The sequence below is a fragment of the Actinomycetota bacterium genome (assembly GCA_035640355.1).
Taxonomy (GTDB): domain Bacteria; phylum Actinomycetota; class UBA4738; order UBA4738; family HRBIN12; genus CALGFI01.
The window spans coordinates 86745-102837 of sequence record DASQWI010000007.1; the positions used below are offsets into that span (position 1 = coordinate 86745).

The 16093-nt window shown below is 67.8% G+C and carries 20 protein-coding genes and 1 tRNA gene; 1 reads left to right on the plus strand and 20 read right to left on the minus strand.

Annotated elements, in window-relative coordinates:
* Positions 1 to 32 precede the first annotated feature (32 nt).
* Genes gcvPA through VFA08_03960 form a run of 3 tightly spaced genes read right to left on the minus strand, consistent with a single transcriptional unit; the run spans position 33 to position 2235 of the window.
* Entirely contained in the window at positions 33 to 1358 is a 1326-nt protein-coding gene (gene gcvPA, locus VFA08_03950) for an aminomethyl-transferring glycine dehydrogenase subunit GcvPA (protein ID HYZ12743.1), read from the minus strand.
* A gap of 59 nt (positions 1359 to 1417) precedes the next feature.
* Complete coding sequence (locus VFA08_03955) at positions 1418 to 1789, minus strand: hypothetical protein (GenBank protein HYZ12744.1); 372 nt, start codon at positions 1787 to 1789, stop codon at positions 1418 to 1420.
* Complete coding sequence (locus VFA08_03960) at positions 1786 to 2235, minus strand: MerR family transcriptional regulator (GenBank protein HYZ12745.1); 450 nt, start codon at positions 2233 to 2235, stop codon at positions 1786 to 1788. The genes VFA08_03955 and VFA08_03960 overlap by 4 nt, the downstream gene beginning before the upstream one ends.
* A gap of 217 nt (positions 2236 to 2452) precedes the next feature.
* On the opposite strand from VFA08_03960, the gene VFA08_03965 reads away from it, so the two are divergent.
* Positions 2453 to 2971, plus strand: a complete 519-nt coding sequence (locus VFA08_03965) for a CAP domain-containing protein (protein HYZ12746.1) — start codon at positions 2453 to 2455, stop codon at positions 2969 to 2971.
* A gap of 68 nt (positions 2972 to 3039) precedes the next feature.
* Here VFA08_03965 and VFA08_03970 read toward each other — a convergent pair whose 3' ends face one another.
* From VFA08_03970 to trpS, 17 genes are all read right to left on the minus strand, one after another.
* Positions 3040 to 3516, minus strand: coding sequence for a bifunctional nuclease family protein (locus VFA08_03970; GenBank protein ID HYZ12747.1), 477 nt, complete (start codon positions 3514 to 3516; stop codon positions 3040 to 3042).
* Positions 3517 to 3563: 47 nt separating this feature from the next.
* Positions 3564 to 4163, minus strand: coding sequence for a hypoxanthine phosphoribosyltransferase (gene hpt, locus VFA08_03975; GenBank protein ID HYZ12748.1), 600 nt, complete (start codon positions 4161 to 4163; stop codon positions 3564 to 3566).
* 94 nt (positions 4164 to 4257) lie between these two features.
* Positions 4258 to 5538: a D-alanyl-D-alanine carboxypeptidase family protein gene (locus VFA08_03980; protein HYZ12749.1), complete on the minus strand. Its 1281-nt coding sequence runs from the start codon at positions 5536 to 5538 to the stop codon at positions 4258 to 4260.
* 10 nt (positions 5539 to 5548) lie between these two features.
* Complete coding sequence (locus VFA08_03985) at positions 5549 to 6259, minus strand: MerR family transcriptional regulator (GenBank protein HYZ12750.1); 711 nt, start codon at positions 6257 to 6259, stop codon at positions 5549 to 5551.
* A 6-nt stretch (positions 6260 to 6265) separates the two neighbouring features.
* Positions 6266 to 6718 (minus strand): FHA domain-containing protein, encoded by a 453-nt coding sequence (locus tag VFA08_03990; GenBank protein ID HYZ12751.1) that lies wholly within the window; start codon positions 6716 to 6718, stop codon positions 6266 to 6268.
* Between the two features lie 189 nt (positions 6719 to 6907).
* Positions 6908 to 7300: a glycine cleavage system protein GcvH gene (gene gcvH / locus VFA08_03995; protein HYZ12752.1), complete on the minus strand. Its 393-nt coding sequence runs from the start codon at positions 7298 to 7300 to the stop codon at positions 6908 to 6910.
* Positions 7301 to 7372: 72 nt separating this feature from the next.
* Entirely contained in the window at positions 7373 to 7957 is a 585-nt protein-coding gene (locus VFA08_04000) for a CDP-alcohol phosphatidyltransferase family protein (protein HYZ12753.1), read from the minus strand.
* Positions 7958 to 7969: 12 nt separating this feature from the next.
* A tRNA-Pro gene (locus VFA08_04005) sits at positions 7970 to 8044 on the minus strand.
* An 11-nt stretch (positions 8045 to 8055) separates the two neighbouring features.
* Complete coding sequence (der, locus tag VFA08_04010; protein ID HYZ12754.1) at positions 8056 to 9351, minus strand: ribosome biogenesis GTPase Der; 1296 nt, start codon at positions 9349 to 9351, stop codon at positions 8056 to 8058.
* A gap of 40 nt (positions 9352 to 9391) precedes the next feature.
* The gene (cmk, locus tag VFA08_04015; protein ID HYZ12755.1) at positions 9392 to 10060 is read right to left on the minus strand and encodes a (d)CMP kinase; all 669 of its coding nucleotides are present in this window, start codon (positions 10058 to 10060) and stop codon (positions 9392 to 9394) included.
* A complete protein-coding gene (aroA, locus tag VFA08_04020; GenBank protein ID HYZ12756.1) occupies positions 10057 to 11418 on the minus strand; it encodes a 3-phosphoshikimate 1-carboxyvinyltransferase in 1362 nt (453 codons plus the stop codon). The genes cmk and aroA overlap by 4 nt, the downstream gene beginning before the upstream one ends.
* Positions 11419 to 11421: 3 nt before the next feature.
* The gene (locus VFA08_04025; protein ID HYZ12757.1) at positions 11422 to 12516 is read right to left on the minus strand and encodes a prephenate dehydrogenase; all 1095 of its coding nucleotides are present in this window, start codon (positions 12514 to 12516) and stop codon (positions 11422 to 11424) included.
* Positions 12517 to 12523: 7 nt separating this feature from the next.
* The gene (gene aroH, locus VFA08_04030; protein ID HYZ12758.1) at positions 12524 to 12883 is read right to left on the minus strand and encodes a chorismate mutase; all 360 of its coding nucleotides are present in this window, start codon (positions 12881 to 12883) and stop codon (positions 12524 to 12526) included.
* A gap of 46 nt (positions 12884 to 12929) precedes the next feature.
* Entirely contained in the window at positions 12930 to 13649 is a 720-nt protein-coding gene (locus tag VFA08_04035; GenBank protein HYZ12759.1) for a pseudouridine synthase, read from the minus strand.
* Between the two features lie 7 nt (positions 13650 to 13656).
* Positions 13657 to 14271: an SMC-Scp complex subunit ScpB gene (gene scpB, locus VFA08_04040; protein ID HYZ12760.1), complete on the minus strand. Its 615-nt coding sequence runs from the start codon at positions 14269 to 14271 to the stop codon at positions 13657 to 13659.
* Complete coding sequence (locus tag VFA08_04045; GenBank protein HYZ12761.1) at positions 14261 to 15019, minus strand: ScpA family protein; 759 nt, start codon at positions 15017 to 15019, stop codon at positions 14261 to 14263. The genes scpB and VFA08_04045 overlap by 11 nt, the downstream gene beginning before the upstream one ends.
* A gap of 27 nt (positions 15020 to 15046) precedes the next feature.
* On the minus strand, positions 15047 to 16084 hold the full coding sequence (gene trpS, locus VFA08_04050; protein ID HYZ12762.1) for a tryptophan--tRNA ligase: 1038 nt from the start codon (positions 16082 to 16084) through the stop codon (positions 15047 to 15049).
* Between the last annotated feature and the right edge of the window lie 9 nt (positions 16085 to 16093).

Genomic DNA, 16093 nt, shown 5'->3' on the forward strand with positions numbered 1-16093 from the left:
GGTCTCCTCGGCGCCGCCATTCCGGCCGGGGGTCACGAGAGCACCTCCTTCAACGCGAGCGCGAGTCCGTCGATCTCTTCGCGCGCGCGCCGCTCGGTGACCGCGACGAGAAGCGCATGCCCGTCGGCGTCGGGCAGCGCCACGCCACCGAGGTACCCCCGCTCGATCAGCGCCTCGAGCACCTCGTCGGCCGGACGCGGTAGCCGCAATGGGAATTCCTTGAAGAACGGCGCGCCGGGGAACAACAACTCGACGCCGGGTACCTCGGTGAGTCGCTCCGCGGCGTACGCGGCCTTGGAGACGCACTGCCGGCCGAGCTCCTCGAGTCCCTCGGGCCCCAGCCAGGACAGGTACACGGTGGCCGCTATCGCCATGAGTGTTTGATTGGTGCAGATATTGCTGGTGGCCTTCTCGCGACGGATGTGCTGCTCGCGCGCCTGAAGCGTCAGGACGTATCCGACGCGGCCATCGACATCGAGCGTCTCGCCGACGATGCGGCCAGGCAGCCGTCGGACGTCGTCGAGCCGAGTGGCGATCACGCCCAGGTATGGACCGCCGAAGTTCAGGTGGTTGCCGAGGGACTGACCCTCCGCGACCGCGACGTCGGCGCGCAGCTCACCGGGCGGAGCCAGCACGCCGAGCGACAGTGGGTCGAAGACCTGGATCGCCCTCGCTCCCCCGGCGTGGGCCACTCCGAACAATTCACGTGCTGGCTCCAGCAGGCCAAACGCGTTCGGGTGCTGGACGATGACGCACGCCACGTCGTCGCCGACCTCCGGGTGACCACCGCGGCCGTCGACGACGTCGAACAGCTCCGGCTCGTACCCCGCTCCCCGACCATAGGTCCGGAGCGTGTCGATGTGTCGAGGATCGAGGGCCGCGCTCACGAGGACGCGGTCGCGTCCCGGGGTCGAGCGCGCCAGGTTGACCGCCTCGGCGAGCGCGGTCGAGCCGTCGTACAGGGAGGCGTTACTGACCTCGAGCGCCGTCAGCTCGCAGATCATCGACTGGTACTCGAACAGCGCCTGGAGGACGCCCTGAGAGAGCTCGGGCTGGTACGGCGTGTACGAGGTGTAGAACTCCGAACGCCCGGCGATCGACCACACGACGGCGGGGACGTAGTGGTCGTACGCGCCTGCGCCGGCGAAACACACCAGCTCGTCCGCGTTCCGGTTGCGAGCGGCGAGGCGGCGGAGGTCCGCGACGATCTCCATCTCGGAGACGCCATCGGGCAGATCGAGCGGCCGATCGAGTCGGACGGCCTCCGGGATCTGGTCGAACAGATCGTCCAGGCTGGCGACGCCGATCGCGCGGAGCATCTCGCGCACGTCGTCGTCGGTTTGCGGCGCGAACCTCATCCCGAGCCGTCAGTCTAGCCCTCGCGGCCATGAGCGCTGGCCGGTGACGCGCAGAGGCGTCAGCCCGAGACGTCCTCCAGCCCGTACTTCGAGACGAGTGAGAGGTAGTCCCGCTGGTAGAAGATCTTGCAGTTCACTCCGGGGTACAGCTCGCGGAGCCGCCGGATCTTCCTATTCTTCCGGGTCACCAGCTTCTGGTTGAGCGTGGTGATCTCGATGTACAGGTCGTACTGCGGAAGGTAGAAGTCCGGGGTGAACCGCTGCACGACGTTCCCCTGCTTGTCCCACTCGAGATCGAAGGAACGCGGCTCGTACTCCCATTCGATCTGATAGAAGTCGAGGAGTTGGGCGAACTGGCGCTCGCTCGCGTGGGCGAAATTGACCAGATCGCTCTTCAGGGCCGCCGGTGCGGCCGTGGAGCTCTCGGTCACGCCCCTCCGGCGGCGCGGGCTCCGCGGCCCTTCTTCCGGCTTGCCTTCGCCAGGGTTCCCTCGAGATCGGTCCATACCTTGTCAACGGCGATCGCGAACACCCCCTGGCCACTGGCGAGCAGGTCCACGACCTCTTCGGGGGACTCCACCGAGTAGATACGGTTCCCGTCGGATACCAGGGTGGTTCCGAGAGCGGGCCTCTTCAGGTCGCGGAGCGTCCGCATCGCGGTGCGGATCTGACGGAGGTTCATGCCGCTGTCGAGCATCCGCTTGATGAGCTTGAGGAGCGCCAGGTCCTGAAATGAATAGAGCCGTTGGCTTCCCGATCCCTGCGCGTCCTTGACGGACGGTCGAACCAGGCCCGTTCGTGCCCAATAGTCGAGCTGGCGGTAGCTGATGCCAACGATCTTGGTCACGTCGGGCACGCGGTATCCGTGCTCGGCCATCACATCTCCGTAATTACGCCCTCGTCGGGAGGGTAGGCGGCGACGGTGCACGTGTCAATCATCGGAGCCGCCAACGCTCGCGCCCACGATATTCGCGACCTGCAAAGTGGACGGGCCTATCGCAAGACGCTAGGGTGCGGCGGTTTGAAAGAGCGATGAAAGGGGGTTGATGCAGGTACTGCACCGGTTGTAGACGGCGCAAAGAAGGGGGATGCGGATGCGCGCACCGTTGCATGCTGCCCGCGCAACGCCTGCAACACCCGCAAACCGACGGCGAATCCTCGTTGTCGCCGTCGTGATGGTGGCGATGTTCATACTGAGCGTCGCCGAGGGTCCTGTCGCCGGTGCCGATGGCGACGGATACCGGCAGAAGCTTCTTCGGCTCTTGAACCAGACTCGTGCGAGCCACGGTCTGGGCCTTCTGAAGATCGATCGCTCGCTCTCGGACGACGCGCGCGTTCACACGCACAGGATGGTCCGAGAGGATCAGGTCTACGACCCGTACAACCTCGCGGCGATCTTGTCGGACTACGCGTGGGACGACGTCGGTGCCGACGTCGTCGGATGCGCCGCGACGATCCCGCGACTGCACAAAGCGTGGATGAACCACGACGCACATCGAGTGATCCTGTTGAACGGCAACCTGCGTCGCGTCGGCATCGGCGTGGTCCAAAACGACACGAGGAACCACTGTGGTCGTGGCTCGATATGGGCCACCGAGATCTTCTACGGCTGAATCGGACTATCGGCGCGCGGTGACGGGCGATCCGGTGACGGTCGCGCCTCGTCGGCGTGAGCTGATCCTCATTGGAAGTCTTCGGGGTTGACGTTCTCCAGAAACTCGCGGAACTTCTCGACCTCCTCGTCGTCCTCCCCCTCGTTCGGGATGAGGATGGACGCCTCAGACAGCACCTCTTCGTTCGCGAAGATCTTGCAGCCCAATCGAACGGCGAGGGCTATGGCGTCGGACGGCCGCGATGAAACCTCGTGCGAGCTTCCGTTTCGTTGCATGTTGATCACCGCGTAGAACGTCCCGTCTCGGAGCTCGCTGATGACGATGCTCTCCACCTGAACCGCCATCTCGTCGAGGATGTTCTTCAGCAGGTCGTGCGTCATGGGGCGCGGCGTCACCACTCCCTGGAGCGCGATGGCGATCGCGGCGGCCTCGGGCTGCCCGATCCAGATCGGAAGGAAGCGCTCGCCCGACGCCTCGCGGAGCAGAACGATGGGTGAGTTGGTCGGGAGCTCGATCCGCACGCCCGCCAGCGTCATCTCGACCAACATCGCCAGGTTCCCGACGCTACACCGGGGTCCTGAGATCCGGCAACCTACGTGCGGTCCGGCGTCGCGCCGTCGCTGCCGGGAAGGTACGGCATCAGGAGATCCGGATCGGCCTCGAGCGCGCGGAGATCATGGACCGCGAGAAGATCGGGGATGTTTCGGTACCGCTCTCGGAAATCGAGGCCGTAGCCGACGACGAACACGTCCGGGCAATCGAAACCGCGATAGCGGATTTCCAGCGGCGCGATCCGCCTGACGCTCTTGTCGAGCAGCGCGCACACCCTCACCGATGAGGGGTTCCGCGATTCGAGCACCGAGATCAGGTATCCGAGGGTGAGGCCGGTGTCGATGATGTCCTCCACGACGATGACGTCGCGGTCGCCGACGTCCTGGTCGAGGTCCTTGACGATGCGAACCCGTCCCATCGACTCGGCAGCGCCCCCGTAGCGCGAGATCGACATGTAGTCGATCGACAATGGGAGGCTGATCTCACGGATCAGGTCGCCGAGGAAGATCGAGCCGCCCTTCAGGACCGAGATCAAGACGGGCGCGCGCCCCTCGTAGTCCCCGGTGATGGTGCGGCCGAGCTCCTCGATCCGACGGCGGATCTCCTCGCGCCCGAACAGCACGGCGATGAGGTCCGACATCCAGCGCACGATGGTAGCCCGTCGATCGCGGGCCCGTCGCCATTCGTGCGCGCGTCGCGCCTCGCGTGTTCCGTGGGACGAGCGTCGATGCCTATCAGCCGAAGAGCGCGCGAACGAGGGAGCCGCCGGCGCGCGCGATCGATCCCGCGCCGCGCAGCCACCACGGGCCATCATCCCTCGGCGGCGGCGGCGGCGCGACGTCGACGACGACGAGCGGCACCGTGGCGACCTCAGAGCCCGACGACGTCAAACTGACCACGCCGATCTGGTCTCCGCGCCCCGGCGGGAACCGGACAGTGGGATCGGGCACCACCTCGGGCCGGACGGTGGAACCGGCAACGACGAGCGCGTACCGGGAATCCCCCGCAGCAACCGAGACGGCACGCCCGTCGACGTCCACCGTCCCGAGCGATCGTCCCTCGGCGATGAGCAAACGACGGTCGAAGCCGGCGAACCCGAAGTTCATGAGCGTCGCGGCGTCCGTGAACGCTTCTCCGGAGGCACCGAGCACGATCACGACGACCTGTTCGTCCCCGCGAACGGCGGTCCCCACGACGCAGAAGCCCGCCGGCGTCGTGAACCCGGTCTTGACACCTGTGGCGCCCGGATACAGCCACAGCAGGGCGTTCCGATTCTGCACGACCCGAGGCTCGACTCCCCTCGACATGACGGCGTGCGCGCTCGTCGAGACGAGCTCCTCGAAGCCGGGGACCTCGTACGCGACCCGGGTGAGCCGAGCAAGGTCGCGCGCCGTCGAGTATCCCGAGTCGTCGAGGCCGTTCGGCGAGGCGAACGACGTTCGCGCGAGCCCCAAGCGCGCCGCAGTGCGGTTCATCATCGAGACGAACTCGTCGACGGAGCCGGCCACGTGTTCGGCCAGGGCCACCGCGGCGTCGTTCGCCGACTGAAGCATCAACGCGTAGAGCAGCTCCCCCGCCCGGATCCGTTCGCCCGCGCCGAGACCGAGGCTGGAGATGCCGACGGTCGTGCCGGTCGCCGCCGTCTCGCTCACTGTGACGATCTCGTCCGGGCTCGTCCTCGTCATCACGAGGTAAGCGGTCATGATCTTCGTCAGGCTGGCGATCGGACGCCGCTCGTTGGCGTTCGACGCGTACAACGTGCGGCCGCTCTCGAGATCCATGAGGATCGCGGCGGCGGCACGGACCTCGGGCGGTTCGGTGCTGGGAGGCGGGGTTCGAAGGACCGACGGGAACGGCGACGGGGACGTTCCGCCTCCGGGGACCGGAACGGGCGTCGGCGGCGGCGGCTCGACCGTCTGCGCTGCGCCGTGCGGAACGATCGCGACGGCCGCGCTGACGGCCAGAACGACGACGATGAGGATCTGGGCCGGTCGATCCGCGAGCGGACGCGTCACGGCGACGCGGTCAGGAGCCGATGTGCTCGCGCAGCTTCGCGCGAAGGAGAGCCTGCTTCAGCTTCCGTGACGAACGCGCCAAATCGTTGAGCGAGTTCGTCGCCGCGCGCCGGGCGTCGGGGTTCCGCTGACGCAGTTGCGGCATCACGATGGTCTCGAAGAATCCGGCCTCGCGTTCGGCGAAGTGCTTGTACATCGTGAGGTGCCTCGGCTCCACGCCGTAGCGGAAGAGGTCCTTCACGATCGATAGCACGACATAGTCGTCGCCGTCGAAGTATCTCGCCGCATCCGGTCCGTGTGAGTGCACGAGCCCGAACGACTCGAGCTCCCTGATGCGGTCCTTGTCGACGCCGGTCGCCGCCGACATCTCCTCGATCGACATCTGTAGACCGGTCGGGGGCTCGGCGAGCTCCTCGTCGGGTTCCGCCGTCGCCTCTTGTGCTCCGCCGACACCGTCGGCGTGTCCGTCTCCCGCCTCCACCTCCAGCAGTCGGTCCTTGATGACCTTGAGCGGGAGGTACTCATCCCGCTGCATCTTGAGGATCGACTTCAACCGGTCGACGTCCTTCTCGTAGAACTTCCGATATCCCGACGGCGTGCGGTCGGGATCGATCAGGCCCTCGGACTCGAGGAAGCGGATCTTGCTGATGGTGATGTCGGGAAACTCCGTCTTCACCGAGACGAGGACCTCTCCGATCGACTGATAGTTGCGCGTCGCCATTCCCGCTCACTCCCCCGCGAAGAACACGAGCCTGAACTTGCCGATCTGAACCTCGTCACGGGACGCGAGCTTGGTCGACTCGACCCGCTCCCGGTTGACGTAGGTGCCGTTCAGCGAGCCGAGATCGCGGATGTACCAACCGTCCGGCTCGTTCCGGATCTCGGCGTGCTTGCGGCTCACGGTGATGTCGTCCAGGAACACGCTGCTCTGCGGGTTCCGACCCGCGGTGGCGTGGTCGCCGAGCAGGAACGTCGACCCCGCGTTGGGGCCATTCTTCACCAGAAGGAGCGCTTGGCCGGGCTCGAGCTCATCGTGAGGGAACGGGAACTCGTCGTGAGCCTCACCCTCGACCTCGATCGGAGCGATGCTGATCGTGGTCTCGTCCTGCAGCGGAGCACCACAGTTCGCGCAGTATCGCGCGTCGTCTTTGTTGGGGTGTCCACAGCGGGTGCAGTACACCTTCGAGCGTCCCCCGAGCCCTCTCTGAACCTCAACGTTCGTCTCGAGGTGTCGTTCTTGACCTCGAGCGGAAGTAGACGCTACCCGCCCGTGCTGGAAGGGTCAACCACACTGTGGGTGGGCGGAGGGCTCTACCTGGAGGGCCGGACCCACTCGGCGTCCAGGCGAGATCGATCGCCTACCTGACGGTCAGGTGCGCTGTTGGTCGACCAGCGACCGGTACGCCGCCGCGTCCATGAGCCCTTCGAGCTCGGCCGCATCGGTCATGGCCAGCGCGACGATCCACCCGTCGCCATACGGCTGCTCGTTCACGAGCTCTGGCCGCTCCTCGAGCGCGGCGTTGCGTTCGATGACGGATCCCGAAACGGGTGCGAAGACGTCGGACACGGACTTCGTCGACTCGACCTCGCTGAACGCCTGGCTGGCCGTCACCGACGTGCCGACCTCGGGAACGTCAACGTAGACAACGTCGCCGAGCGCGTCTTGAGCGAAGTCCGTGATGCCGACGCGGACGCGGCCGTTCCCCTCGTCGCGGGCCCATTCGTGTTCGTTGGTGTACCGAAGATCTTCGGGGAACTCCATGTCGCTCCTTCGTCATGCTGTTTGCGCGAGGCGGCGCACGTTCGCGGCCGGAACCTAGCACGAACGACCCGTCTACTCGGAGGCCAACGCATGACGCACGTCGCGCGCGTACAGCACGGTAGCCACGACCATCTCGACGATGCCAGCCACGTACAACACCCATCCGCACACGAGGAACGCCGGCGCCAGGGCGTACCCCAGGTTCCCCCACGCCACGGCACCGATGGCCGCCATCAGCGAGAACGTCGCGACCTTGCCGATGTACCGAACCTCGATGCGTTTCCCGCTGCGAGCGAGGAGCAGGATGCCGGCCACAAGGACGAGCGCGTCGCGGAGGATGATGGGGAGGGCCGCCCAGAGCGGGAAAGCGCCCCGCGCCACGAGCGCGACGAGACCGGCGGCGATGGCGATGCGGTCGGCGACCGGATCCAGGACCTTGCCGACCTCTGAGACCTGTCCCATACCGCGGGCGACGATCCCGTCGAGCCAGTCGGTGGCCAGAACGACGGCGAAGACGGTGAATCCGACCGCCGTCGTGTCTCGATCCACGATCAGCAACGCGAACACGGGGACGAGAGCGATCCGTAACAACGAGATCGCGTTCGCGATGGTGAGGAGCCGATCCGTGGGCGGCGTCGTGCGCGTCACCTCACGCACACCCGCATCCCGTCGGGCCGGCCGGATTTGAACCGGCGACCTTCTGACCCCCAGTCAGACGCGCTAACCAAGCTGCGCCACGGCCCGCTCGACCCAGTCTAGCGGCCTCGCGCGCGCGCCCGCGATGGCCGGAACCGTAACCGGATCGGGACGCCGTCGAGATCGAACGCTTGACGGAACCGATTCTCGAGGAACCTCCGGTACGGGGCATCCGGCGCGCGGCCGCCGAAGATGACGAACGCCGGCGGACCCGCCGTGACCTGCGTGCCGTAGCGGTACCTGCCCCCGCCGGGCGGAGGACGCTCGGACACGGCAGCTTGGAGGGCGTCGTTGACCGCCGCCGTCGGCGCTCGTCGTGCCCAGGCGTCGTGCACCTGGAGGAGCGCCGGCGGGAGCCGGTGGACACCCTGGCCGGTCCGGGCAGAGGTACGGAGCACGGTCGCGCGGGCGTACACCGCGAGCTCCTCGCCGAGAAGCTTGAACGTTCGGTCCTTCTCCTCGACGAGGTCCCACTTGTTCGCGGCTATCAACACGCCCCGCCCCTCTTCCATCACTCTCGCCGCGATGCGCTTGTCCTCCGCCGTGAAGCCGTCCGATGCATCGAGGACCACGACGGCGACGTGCGCCCGCTCGATGGCTCGTTCCGCCCGGACGAACCCGAAGTACTCGATGCCGTGGACCTTCGCCGGCCGCCGGAAGCCCGCCGTGTCCACGAAACGAACGGCCCCACCCGGCCACTGCACGACCGCATCGACGGCGTCGCGCGTCGTGCCGGCGTCCTCGAACACGACCGAGCGCTCCTCCCCGACCAGCCGATTGAACAAGCTCGACTTGCCGACGTTCGGACGGCCGACGAGCGCGAAACGCGGCTCTCGTTCCTCCTCCGGCTCTCCCGGAAACGCGGGCAACAGGTCCACGATCCGGTCGAGGAGGTCTCCGGAGCCGCGCCCGTGCAGCGCCGAGACCGGAATGGGGTCGCCGAGCCCGAGACGGTGGAACTGCAACGAGTCGGTCTCCTCGCGTTCGGTGTCGATCTTGTTGACCGCAACGAGCACGGGAACGGCGACGCTGCGCAGCCGACGCGCAAGCGAGGCGTCCTCCTCGACCGGTCCGGTCTGCCCGTCGACCACCAACAGGATGAGATCCGCCTCGGCCGCGGCGCGCTCAGCCTGCCGGGCTACTTCCAAGTCCATCCCACGAGCGGCGTGCACGTAGCCGCCGGTGTCGATGATCCGGAAGGTCCTCCCCCGCCAGGTTGCCTCGAGCTCCACCCTGTCTCGCGTGACCCCCGGCGTCTCGTGCGCGATGGCCTCGCGTCGCCCGAGCAGGCGGTTGGCGAGTGTCGACTTTCCCACGTTCTGGCGCCCCACCAGGGCGACCGCGGGAAGGCTCATCAGCGCCCGGAGACGTCGGTTCGTTCGACACCGGCCCCGATCATCGACGTCCCCGCTGGGCGAGTCGGGCCCGCGTCGTCGCCAGGGCCTTCTCGTACACCTGGTCGGAGGTCATGCCGGTGGTGTCGATCGCAATGGCGTCGTCGGCCGGCCGGAACGGGTTCGTACGCGCGTCGAGCGCGTCCCTCGCCGAGAGCGCGTCGCCGACGGGCTCAGCCGGCGCGGTCCGCTCGTTGATGCGCCGCGAGATGCGTTCGGACTGGGCGGCCTGAAGGTAGAGCTTCACGTCCGCGTGAGGCGCCACGACCGCCCCGATGTCTCGACCCTCGACCACACCTCCGCGCTCAGACAGTCGACGCTGCTCGGCGCGGAGCACCTCGCGGACGTGTGGATGACGGGCCACTTGTGAAACCCTCGACTCGACGTCTGTGCTTTGTAACTGTTCGCTCGCGCGTGAACCGTCGATGGTCAGCTCGGGCGGCCGAACGCGCCAATCCAGATCGAACGTGATCTCCTTCGCGAGTGCAGCGAGGCCGTCCGCGTCGTCGGGGTCGACTCCTCGCTGAAGCGCCTGGAGGGTGAGGGCTCGGTACATGAGGCCCGTATTGAGGTACGGCAGGTCGAGCGTCTGGGCGAGTCGCCGCGCGAGGGTGCTCTTCCCCGATCCCGCGGGTCCATCGATCGCCACGACCACCGCCGTCCCGCTCACAGCTCGAACCTCGCGCCGAGCGCCGACAGGGTCCGCACGAAACCGGGGAAGGACACGTCCGCGGCCTCGATGCCGTCGACGGTCACCGAGCCGCCCGCGCCCAGCCCTCCCACCGCGATCGCCATGGCCAGCCGGTGGTCGGCGCCAGACGAGGCGCTTCCACCGCGCAGGCCTCCGCCCGCCACCACCAGCTCGTCGCCTTCGATCCGCGCGTCGCCTCCCAGCGAGCGGATGGCGTGTTCGATCGCCCGCAGCCGATCGCTCTCCTTCACTCGCAGCTCTCCTGCGCCGCGGAACCGGCTCTCGCCGGCGGCCGTCGCGGACAGCATGGCCAGGACGGGTACCTCGTCGATCACCAGGGGAAGCTCCTTCTCCGACACCGTCGCTCCCGACAATCGACCGGTCGGCTCCACGCCGATCGCGCCGACCGGTTCACCGAGCTCGTGGAGCTCGATCTCGGCATCGATCGGGACGCCCATCCGCCGGAGGATCCCCAACAGCTGCGTCCGAGACGGGTTGAGTCCGACGCCGTCGATCCGAAGCGTTCCGCCCGTCAGGACGGAGGCCGCGATCAAGAATGCGGCCGACGAGACGTCTCCCGGAACCGATCCGGCGAATCCCCGATGTTCGAACCGCGAGACCGCGACCGCGAGGCCCTCGATCCGAACGGGCCCGCCGAGGTGTTCGAGCGCGCGCTCGGTGTGATCGCGGGTCTTGGCCGGTTCGACGATCGTGGTCTCGCCCTCCGCGTCGAGCGCCGCCAGGAGCACGGCGCCCTTGATTTGCGCGCTCGGCACCTCCGTCGCGTGGCGGATCCCAGCGAGCGGGCCGCCGTGAACCGTAACCGGCGGCCGGCCGCCGGTCGTCTCGACACGCGCGCCCATCTGCCGAAGGGGCTGGGCGATCCGTTCCATCGGCCGCGTCGAAAGACTCTCGTCCCCCACCAGTCGCGCCTCGAACCCCTGCGAGGCGAGGAGGCCGGCGACCAGTCGCATCGTGGTGCCCGAGTTCCCGCAGTTCAGGTCCGCCTCCGGAGCATGAAGATCGGCTCGACCACCACCCTCGAGGGTGACCGAAGGCGCTCGAGGTTCAGAGTCGTTCGTCGTGGAACCATGATGCTCAGCCCGTTGAAGCGACCGAGCGGCCCAAAGCTCGAGTGCAGCTCTAGGCCCCTCGGGCGTCATCGCCGCGAGAACCCTCGCCGTCGACACGACGTCGAGGGCAGACGGTAGTCCACGGAGCTCGCTTCGACCTCTCGCCGTTGCCGCGAGGATGAGCCAACGATGTGCGATCGACTTGTCCCCCGGTACACGGGTTACGCCGCCGATCTTCCCGCCCGGGTGCACGGTGAGGCGCATCGGTCACGCCAGGCGAGTCGACTCGAACCACCGTTCGTGGAGGGCGCGTTCTGCGGCCTCGACGGTGTCTACGGCGACCGTCAGATGAACCGTGCCCCGGCCACCCTCTGGCGAATGGACGATCTGAAGGTCCTCGATGTTCACCTGGGCCTCCCCCATCGTCGAAGTCAACTCGGCGAGGACGCCGGGTCGGTCCGGAACGGGTACCTGCAACACGGCGACGCCGGCTCGCACCTGCGGCTTGGCAGCCAGCTGGAGTCGCGCCGTCTTCGCTTCGGCGAACGCCGACTCCACACCGCCGCCGTCCTCGGCCACGACCAGATCCCGGAGCGCCTCCAGGCGCTCGACGTACAGGTCGATGGCTCGACCGATCGCCGCCCCGTTCGCCAGGAGGATGTCGCTCCATAGGTGGGGGTTCGACGCTGCGAGACGCGTGAGGTCACGGAACCCTCCCGCCGCGAGCAGCAGGATCTCTGGCTCGCCGGCCTCTTCGCGCGCGGCCAGTCCCATGAGCGCCGTGGACGCTACTTGGGGCAGGTGGCTGACCATGGCGACGAGTCGGTCGTGCCGCTCGGCGTCCATCCGGATCGGACGGGCGCCGACGCGCGACACCCAGCCCTCGAGTCGCGCTAGGGAGGCGTCGTCGCTCGGCTCGGCGGGGGTCAAGACCCACACGACCCCGTCGAGAACCGACGGCGATGCGTGATCCGGCCCAGATCGTTCGGAACCGCCCATCGGGTGCCCGCCCACGTACCGGCGCAGCCCGTCAACCCGTACGCGCGACTCGACCTCCACCATTACGTGAGACTTCACACTCGCAACGTCGGTCACCACGGCGTCCGGTGCCAGGCCGAGAGCCTCGACCACGAGTCCACCGACAACGGGTATCGGTGTGCACACGAACACGATGGTGGCGCCTCGAACGCATTCATCGAGATCGGTCGCCGGCGTGAGGCCGGCCCGCTCCACGGCCCTCGACAGCGCGTCGGGATCGGCGTCGAAGCCCCGCACCTGATCGCCCGCCCGAGCTCCCGCCATCGCGATCGACGTGCCGATCAGGCCCGTGCCGATCACCGCGACCCGCTCTGCCGACCTCATCGCGCCCTCACCCCAGGTCATCGCGGAGCGACTCAGCGCCGTCGAGGTAGGGGTGCACCACCTCGCGCTGAGCTCGGTCGGTGTGGAAGTGCATCAGGACGCGGACGACCCTCGGCATCGCGCCAGCGACCGGGATCTCTTGCGCGCACATCAGCGGAACGCGTCCCAGCCCGAGACGTCGGGCAGCCTCGGCCGGGAACGCGGAGCGAAGGTCCTCCGTCGCTGTGAAGAAGACGCTGACGATGTCGTCGGCTTCGACGGCGTTGCGATCGAGCATCGCGCTCAGAAGACGCCCCGTCGCCGACAACACGTCATCGGCCGTGTCGTCGTTCACCCGGATCGCGCCCCGGGCGGCCCGAACGCTCATCGCTGTCCTTCCGTCTCTTTGGCCGTCCCCGCCGCGGGGCGTAACGCTACAGGCCGGCGACGCGGTACAAGCCGCGAACCTCCTCCGCCGTCAGGTCTCGAACCTCACCGGGCTTGAGCTTCCCGAGCCTGATCGGTCCCAGCCGAGTTCGGACCAGCCGGCGCACGGGAAGGCCGACGGCATCGAGCATTCGGCGCACCTCCCGTTTCCGCCCCTCGGTCATGACGAGGCGGATCGCGCCGCGGTCACCGCTGTGCCCGACGCTCTGCGCCACGACGGCACGCGCGACACCATCCTGGAGCTGCACCCCCCGGCGCAGCCGGGCGACGTGCCGTTCGGTGACCGTCCCCTCGACCTCCGCGAGGTACTCCTTCTCCACTCCGTGACGGGGGTGCGCAAGCCGATGGGCCAGCTCGCCGTCGTTCGTCAGGAGCAACAACCCCTCGGTGTCTCGGTCGAGCCGCCCCACGGCGAACACGCGCGAACCGCTCGGTAGGTAACGGCGAAGGTCTCGTTCGGCGTGGGCGTCTCTCATCGTGGTGGTGACGCCGTGGGGCTTGTGGAAGGCGAGGTACCGCAGCCCCGGATCCACGCTGATGCGCTGTCCGTCGACGTGAACCTCGTCTCGTTCGGCGTCGACACGGTCGCCCAGGCGAGCGGTCCGGCCGTTGACGGTCACGCGACCGCCCGCGATCAGCTCCTCCGAAGCGCGTCGAGAGCCATATCCCGCCCGCGCCAGCGCGCGCTGGAGGCGTTCAACCGGCATGGTTCGTTCAGTCGGTCGAGGACTCCGCGCCGTCGTCCTGCGTCACGTCGCCGTCGCCGTCGTCTTCACCGAGGGACGCGCGAAGGGTACCGTCGCCGTTCCCGAGCAGTGGCGCGAGTGGTGGCAACCCCGACAGAGAGGGCAAGCCGATCCGCTCCAGGAACTCCGGCGTGGTGCCGAACAGCACGGGCCGGCCGGGCTTCTCGTCACGTCCGGCCTCGGCGACGAGGCCGCGGTCGGAAAGGGCGCGGAGAACACCGTCAGAGTTCACGCCGCGGATCGACGAGACCTGGTGGCGGGTCACCGGCTGCTTGTACGCGACGATGGCCAGCGTCTCGAGCATCGCCTTCGTGAGCCGAGCGTGGCGCGTCGAGACGACGTAGCGTTCGATGACGGCCGCGGCGTCCGGATGCGTGGCCAACTGCCACCCTCCCGCGACATTGCGAAGGACGATGCCGGCATCGCGCTCCTCGTACCGTCGCGCGAGCTCCTCACAGAGCTCCTCGGCGTCGCGTCGTTCGATCTCGAGCGCGTCAGCGATGGCGACGGCCGTTACCGGCTCGTCGGAGACGAACAACAACGCCTCCAGCCGTCGCAGCGGCTCGGTGCGGTCATCGGGCATGCAGTCGTTCCCCCTCCCAGCTGACGACGATCTCACCGAACGTCTGCGCCTGCGCGAGATCCACCTTCCCCTCTCGATACAAGTCGAGCAGCGCCAGGAACCGAACGACGACCTGGATCCGCTCCTCGCAGTCGGCGACCAGATCCCGGAAGGAAGCCTGCCCGAGCTCGCCGAGACGCGAACGCACCGCGTCGAGCGCCTCCGCCATCGTGTAGCGGATCGGTGTGACGTGCCCGAGGTCAAGGAGCGGCGGCGGGCGCAGGACGATGGCGGCGGCCTGCGCCAGGTCGTCGGGCGTGACGCGCTCCAGAACGTCGGGATACAGGTGTGCGAACTCCGGAGGGGGGCCCGCTTCGCGCCTGAACAGCCTGGCCTCCTCCTCGGCGCGGCGTTGCACTTCCGCGGCGACGCGACGAAATGCGGCGAGCTCGAGTGAACGCGCGTACACGAGGTCCGGCGAGATCCCGATCATGTCCTCCTCGTCGAGGACCTCGTGCCGCGGCATCAGCCGGCCCACCTTCAGCTCGAGGAGCACGGCGGATGCGGCGAGGAACCACGTCGCCTCCTCCAAGTCCCACCCCTCGGTGTCCTTGGCGCGTTCGAGGAACCGGTCGGTGACCGTGGCGATCGACACGTCGCACACGTCGATCTTGTGATCGAGGATCAGCTCCGCCAGGAGCCGGAACGGTCCGCTGAAAACGGGGAGTTCGACCGCGAACGTGCTCTCCGCGACGGGGGGCTCGCTCATCTCGTAATCATCCGCTCGCTCCGCTCGCTAGGCGAGGTTCATCGCCGTGCGAACGGCCTTCATCGTCTCCTCGACCACGGGTCCCACCTTCTCGCGTCCTTCGGCCAGGATCTTCTCGGCGACCCCAGGCGTGCGCTCGAGCTCTTCGCGACGATCTCGAAACGGCGCGTAGTACGCGACGATGCGGTCTGCCAGGTTCGTCTTGCAGTCGACGCATGGCAACGCGCCGGTGCTGCAGTTCTCGCGCGTCCACTCGTAGATGTCCTGCGAGAAGAGCCGGTGCAGCGCGAAGATCGGACAGATGTCCGGCCGTCCGGGATCGCCGAGACGCACTTTCATCGGATCGGTGATGAAGCTTCGGACCTTTCGCCGGATCGTCGCCTCGTCGTCGCGCACATCGATCGTGTTGTCGAGCGACTTGCTCATCTTGCGGCCGTCCGATCCCGGGACCGAAGGGGCGTTCGAAAGCAGCGCCCGCGGCTCGACCAGCACGTCTCCGTAGTGACGGTTGAACCGGCGAACGAGCTCGCGCGTGAGCTCCACGTGCGAGACCTGATCCTCCCCGACCGGGATGAGCTCGCCCTTCACGATCGTGATGTCGACGGTCTGCAACACCGGGTAGCCGAGCAAGCCGAAGTTCGCCACATCGCGTTCGGCCATGTCGCGGAGGCGTTCCTTGTACGTTGGGACTCGCTCGAGCCAGCCGAGCGGCGTGATCATCCCGAGCAGGAGCGTCAGCTCGGCGACCTCCTTGACGTCGGATTGGCGATAGAAGGTGACGCGGTTCGGGTCGACGCCGGCGGCGACCAGATCGAGCGCCAACGTGCGGACGTTCTCTGGCAGTTCCTCCGTCCGGTCGTAGTGCGTCGTCAGCATGTGCCAGTCCGCCAGGAAGTAGAACGCCTCATGGTCTTCCTGCAGACGGACGAGGTTCATCACGTTGCCAAACCAGTGACCGATGTGCATCGGTCCGGTGGGGCGGAACCCCGTCAGCACTCGCCCCTTCGCGTCGGGCGGCGCGATGGCGTGGTGATCGCGGCGAGCGCTGCTCCGAGAGGACGTCACGATGCGGCC

Excerpts from the sequence above, each read along its gene's own strand:
- gcvPA (HYZ12743.1), bottom strand. The coding sequence starts at position 1,358 with ATGAGGTTCGCGCCGCAAACCGACGACGACGTGCGCGAGATGCTCCGC.
- VFA08_03960 (HYZ12745.1), bottom strand. The coding sequence starts at position 2,235 with ATGGCCGAGCACGGATACCGCGTGCCCGACGTGACCAAGATCGTTGGC.
- VFA08_03965 (HYZ12746.1), top strand. The coding sequence starts at position 2,453 with ATGCGCGCACCGTTGCATGCTGCCCGCGCAACGCCTGCAACACCCGCA.
- hpt (HYZ12748.1), bottom strand. The coding sequence starts at position 4,163 with ATGTCGGACCTCATCGCCGTGCTGTTCGGGCGCGAGGAGATCCGCCGT.
- VFA08_03985 (HYZ12750.1), bottom strand. The coding sequence starts at position 6,259 with ATGGCGACGCGCAACTATCAGTCGATCGGAGAGGTCCTCGTCTCGGTG.
- gcvH (HYZ12752.1), bottom strand. The coding sequence starts at position 7,300 with ATGGAGTTCCCCGAAGATCTTCGGTACACCAACGAACACGAATGGGCC.
- der (HYZ12754.1), bottom strand. The coding sequence starts at position 9,351 with ATGAGCCTTCCCGCGGTCGCCCTGGTGGGGCGCCAGAACGTGGGAAAG.
- aroA (HYZ12756.1), bottom strand. The coding sequence starts at position 11,418 with ATGCGCCTCACCGTGCACCCGGGCGGGAAGATCGGCGGCGTAACCCGT.
- VFA08_04025 (HYZ12757.1), bottom strand. The coding sequence starts at position 12,516 with ATGAGGTCGGCAGAGCGGGTCGCGGTGATCGGCACGGGCCTGATCGGC.
- aroH (HYZ12758.1), bottom strand. The coding sequence starts at position 12,883 with ATGAGCGTTCGGGCCGCCCGGGGCGCGATCCGGGTGAACGACGACACG.
- VFA08_04035 (HYZ12759.1), bottom strand. The coding sequence starts at position 13,649 with ATGCCGGTTGAACGCCTCCAGCGCGCGCTGGCGCGGGCGGGATATGGC.
- scpB (HYZ12760.1), bottom strand. The coding sequence starts at position 14,271 with ATGCCCGATGACCGCACCGAGCCGCTGCGACGGCTGGAGGCGTTGTTG.
- VFA08_04045 (HYZ12761.1), bottom strand. The coding sequence starts at position 15,019 with ATGAGCGAGCCCCCCGTCGCGGAGAGCACGTTCGCGGTCGAACTCCCC.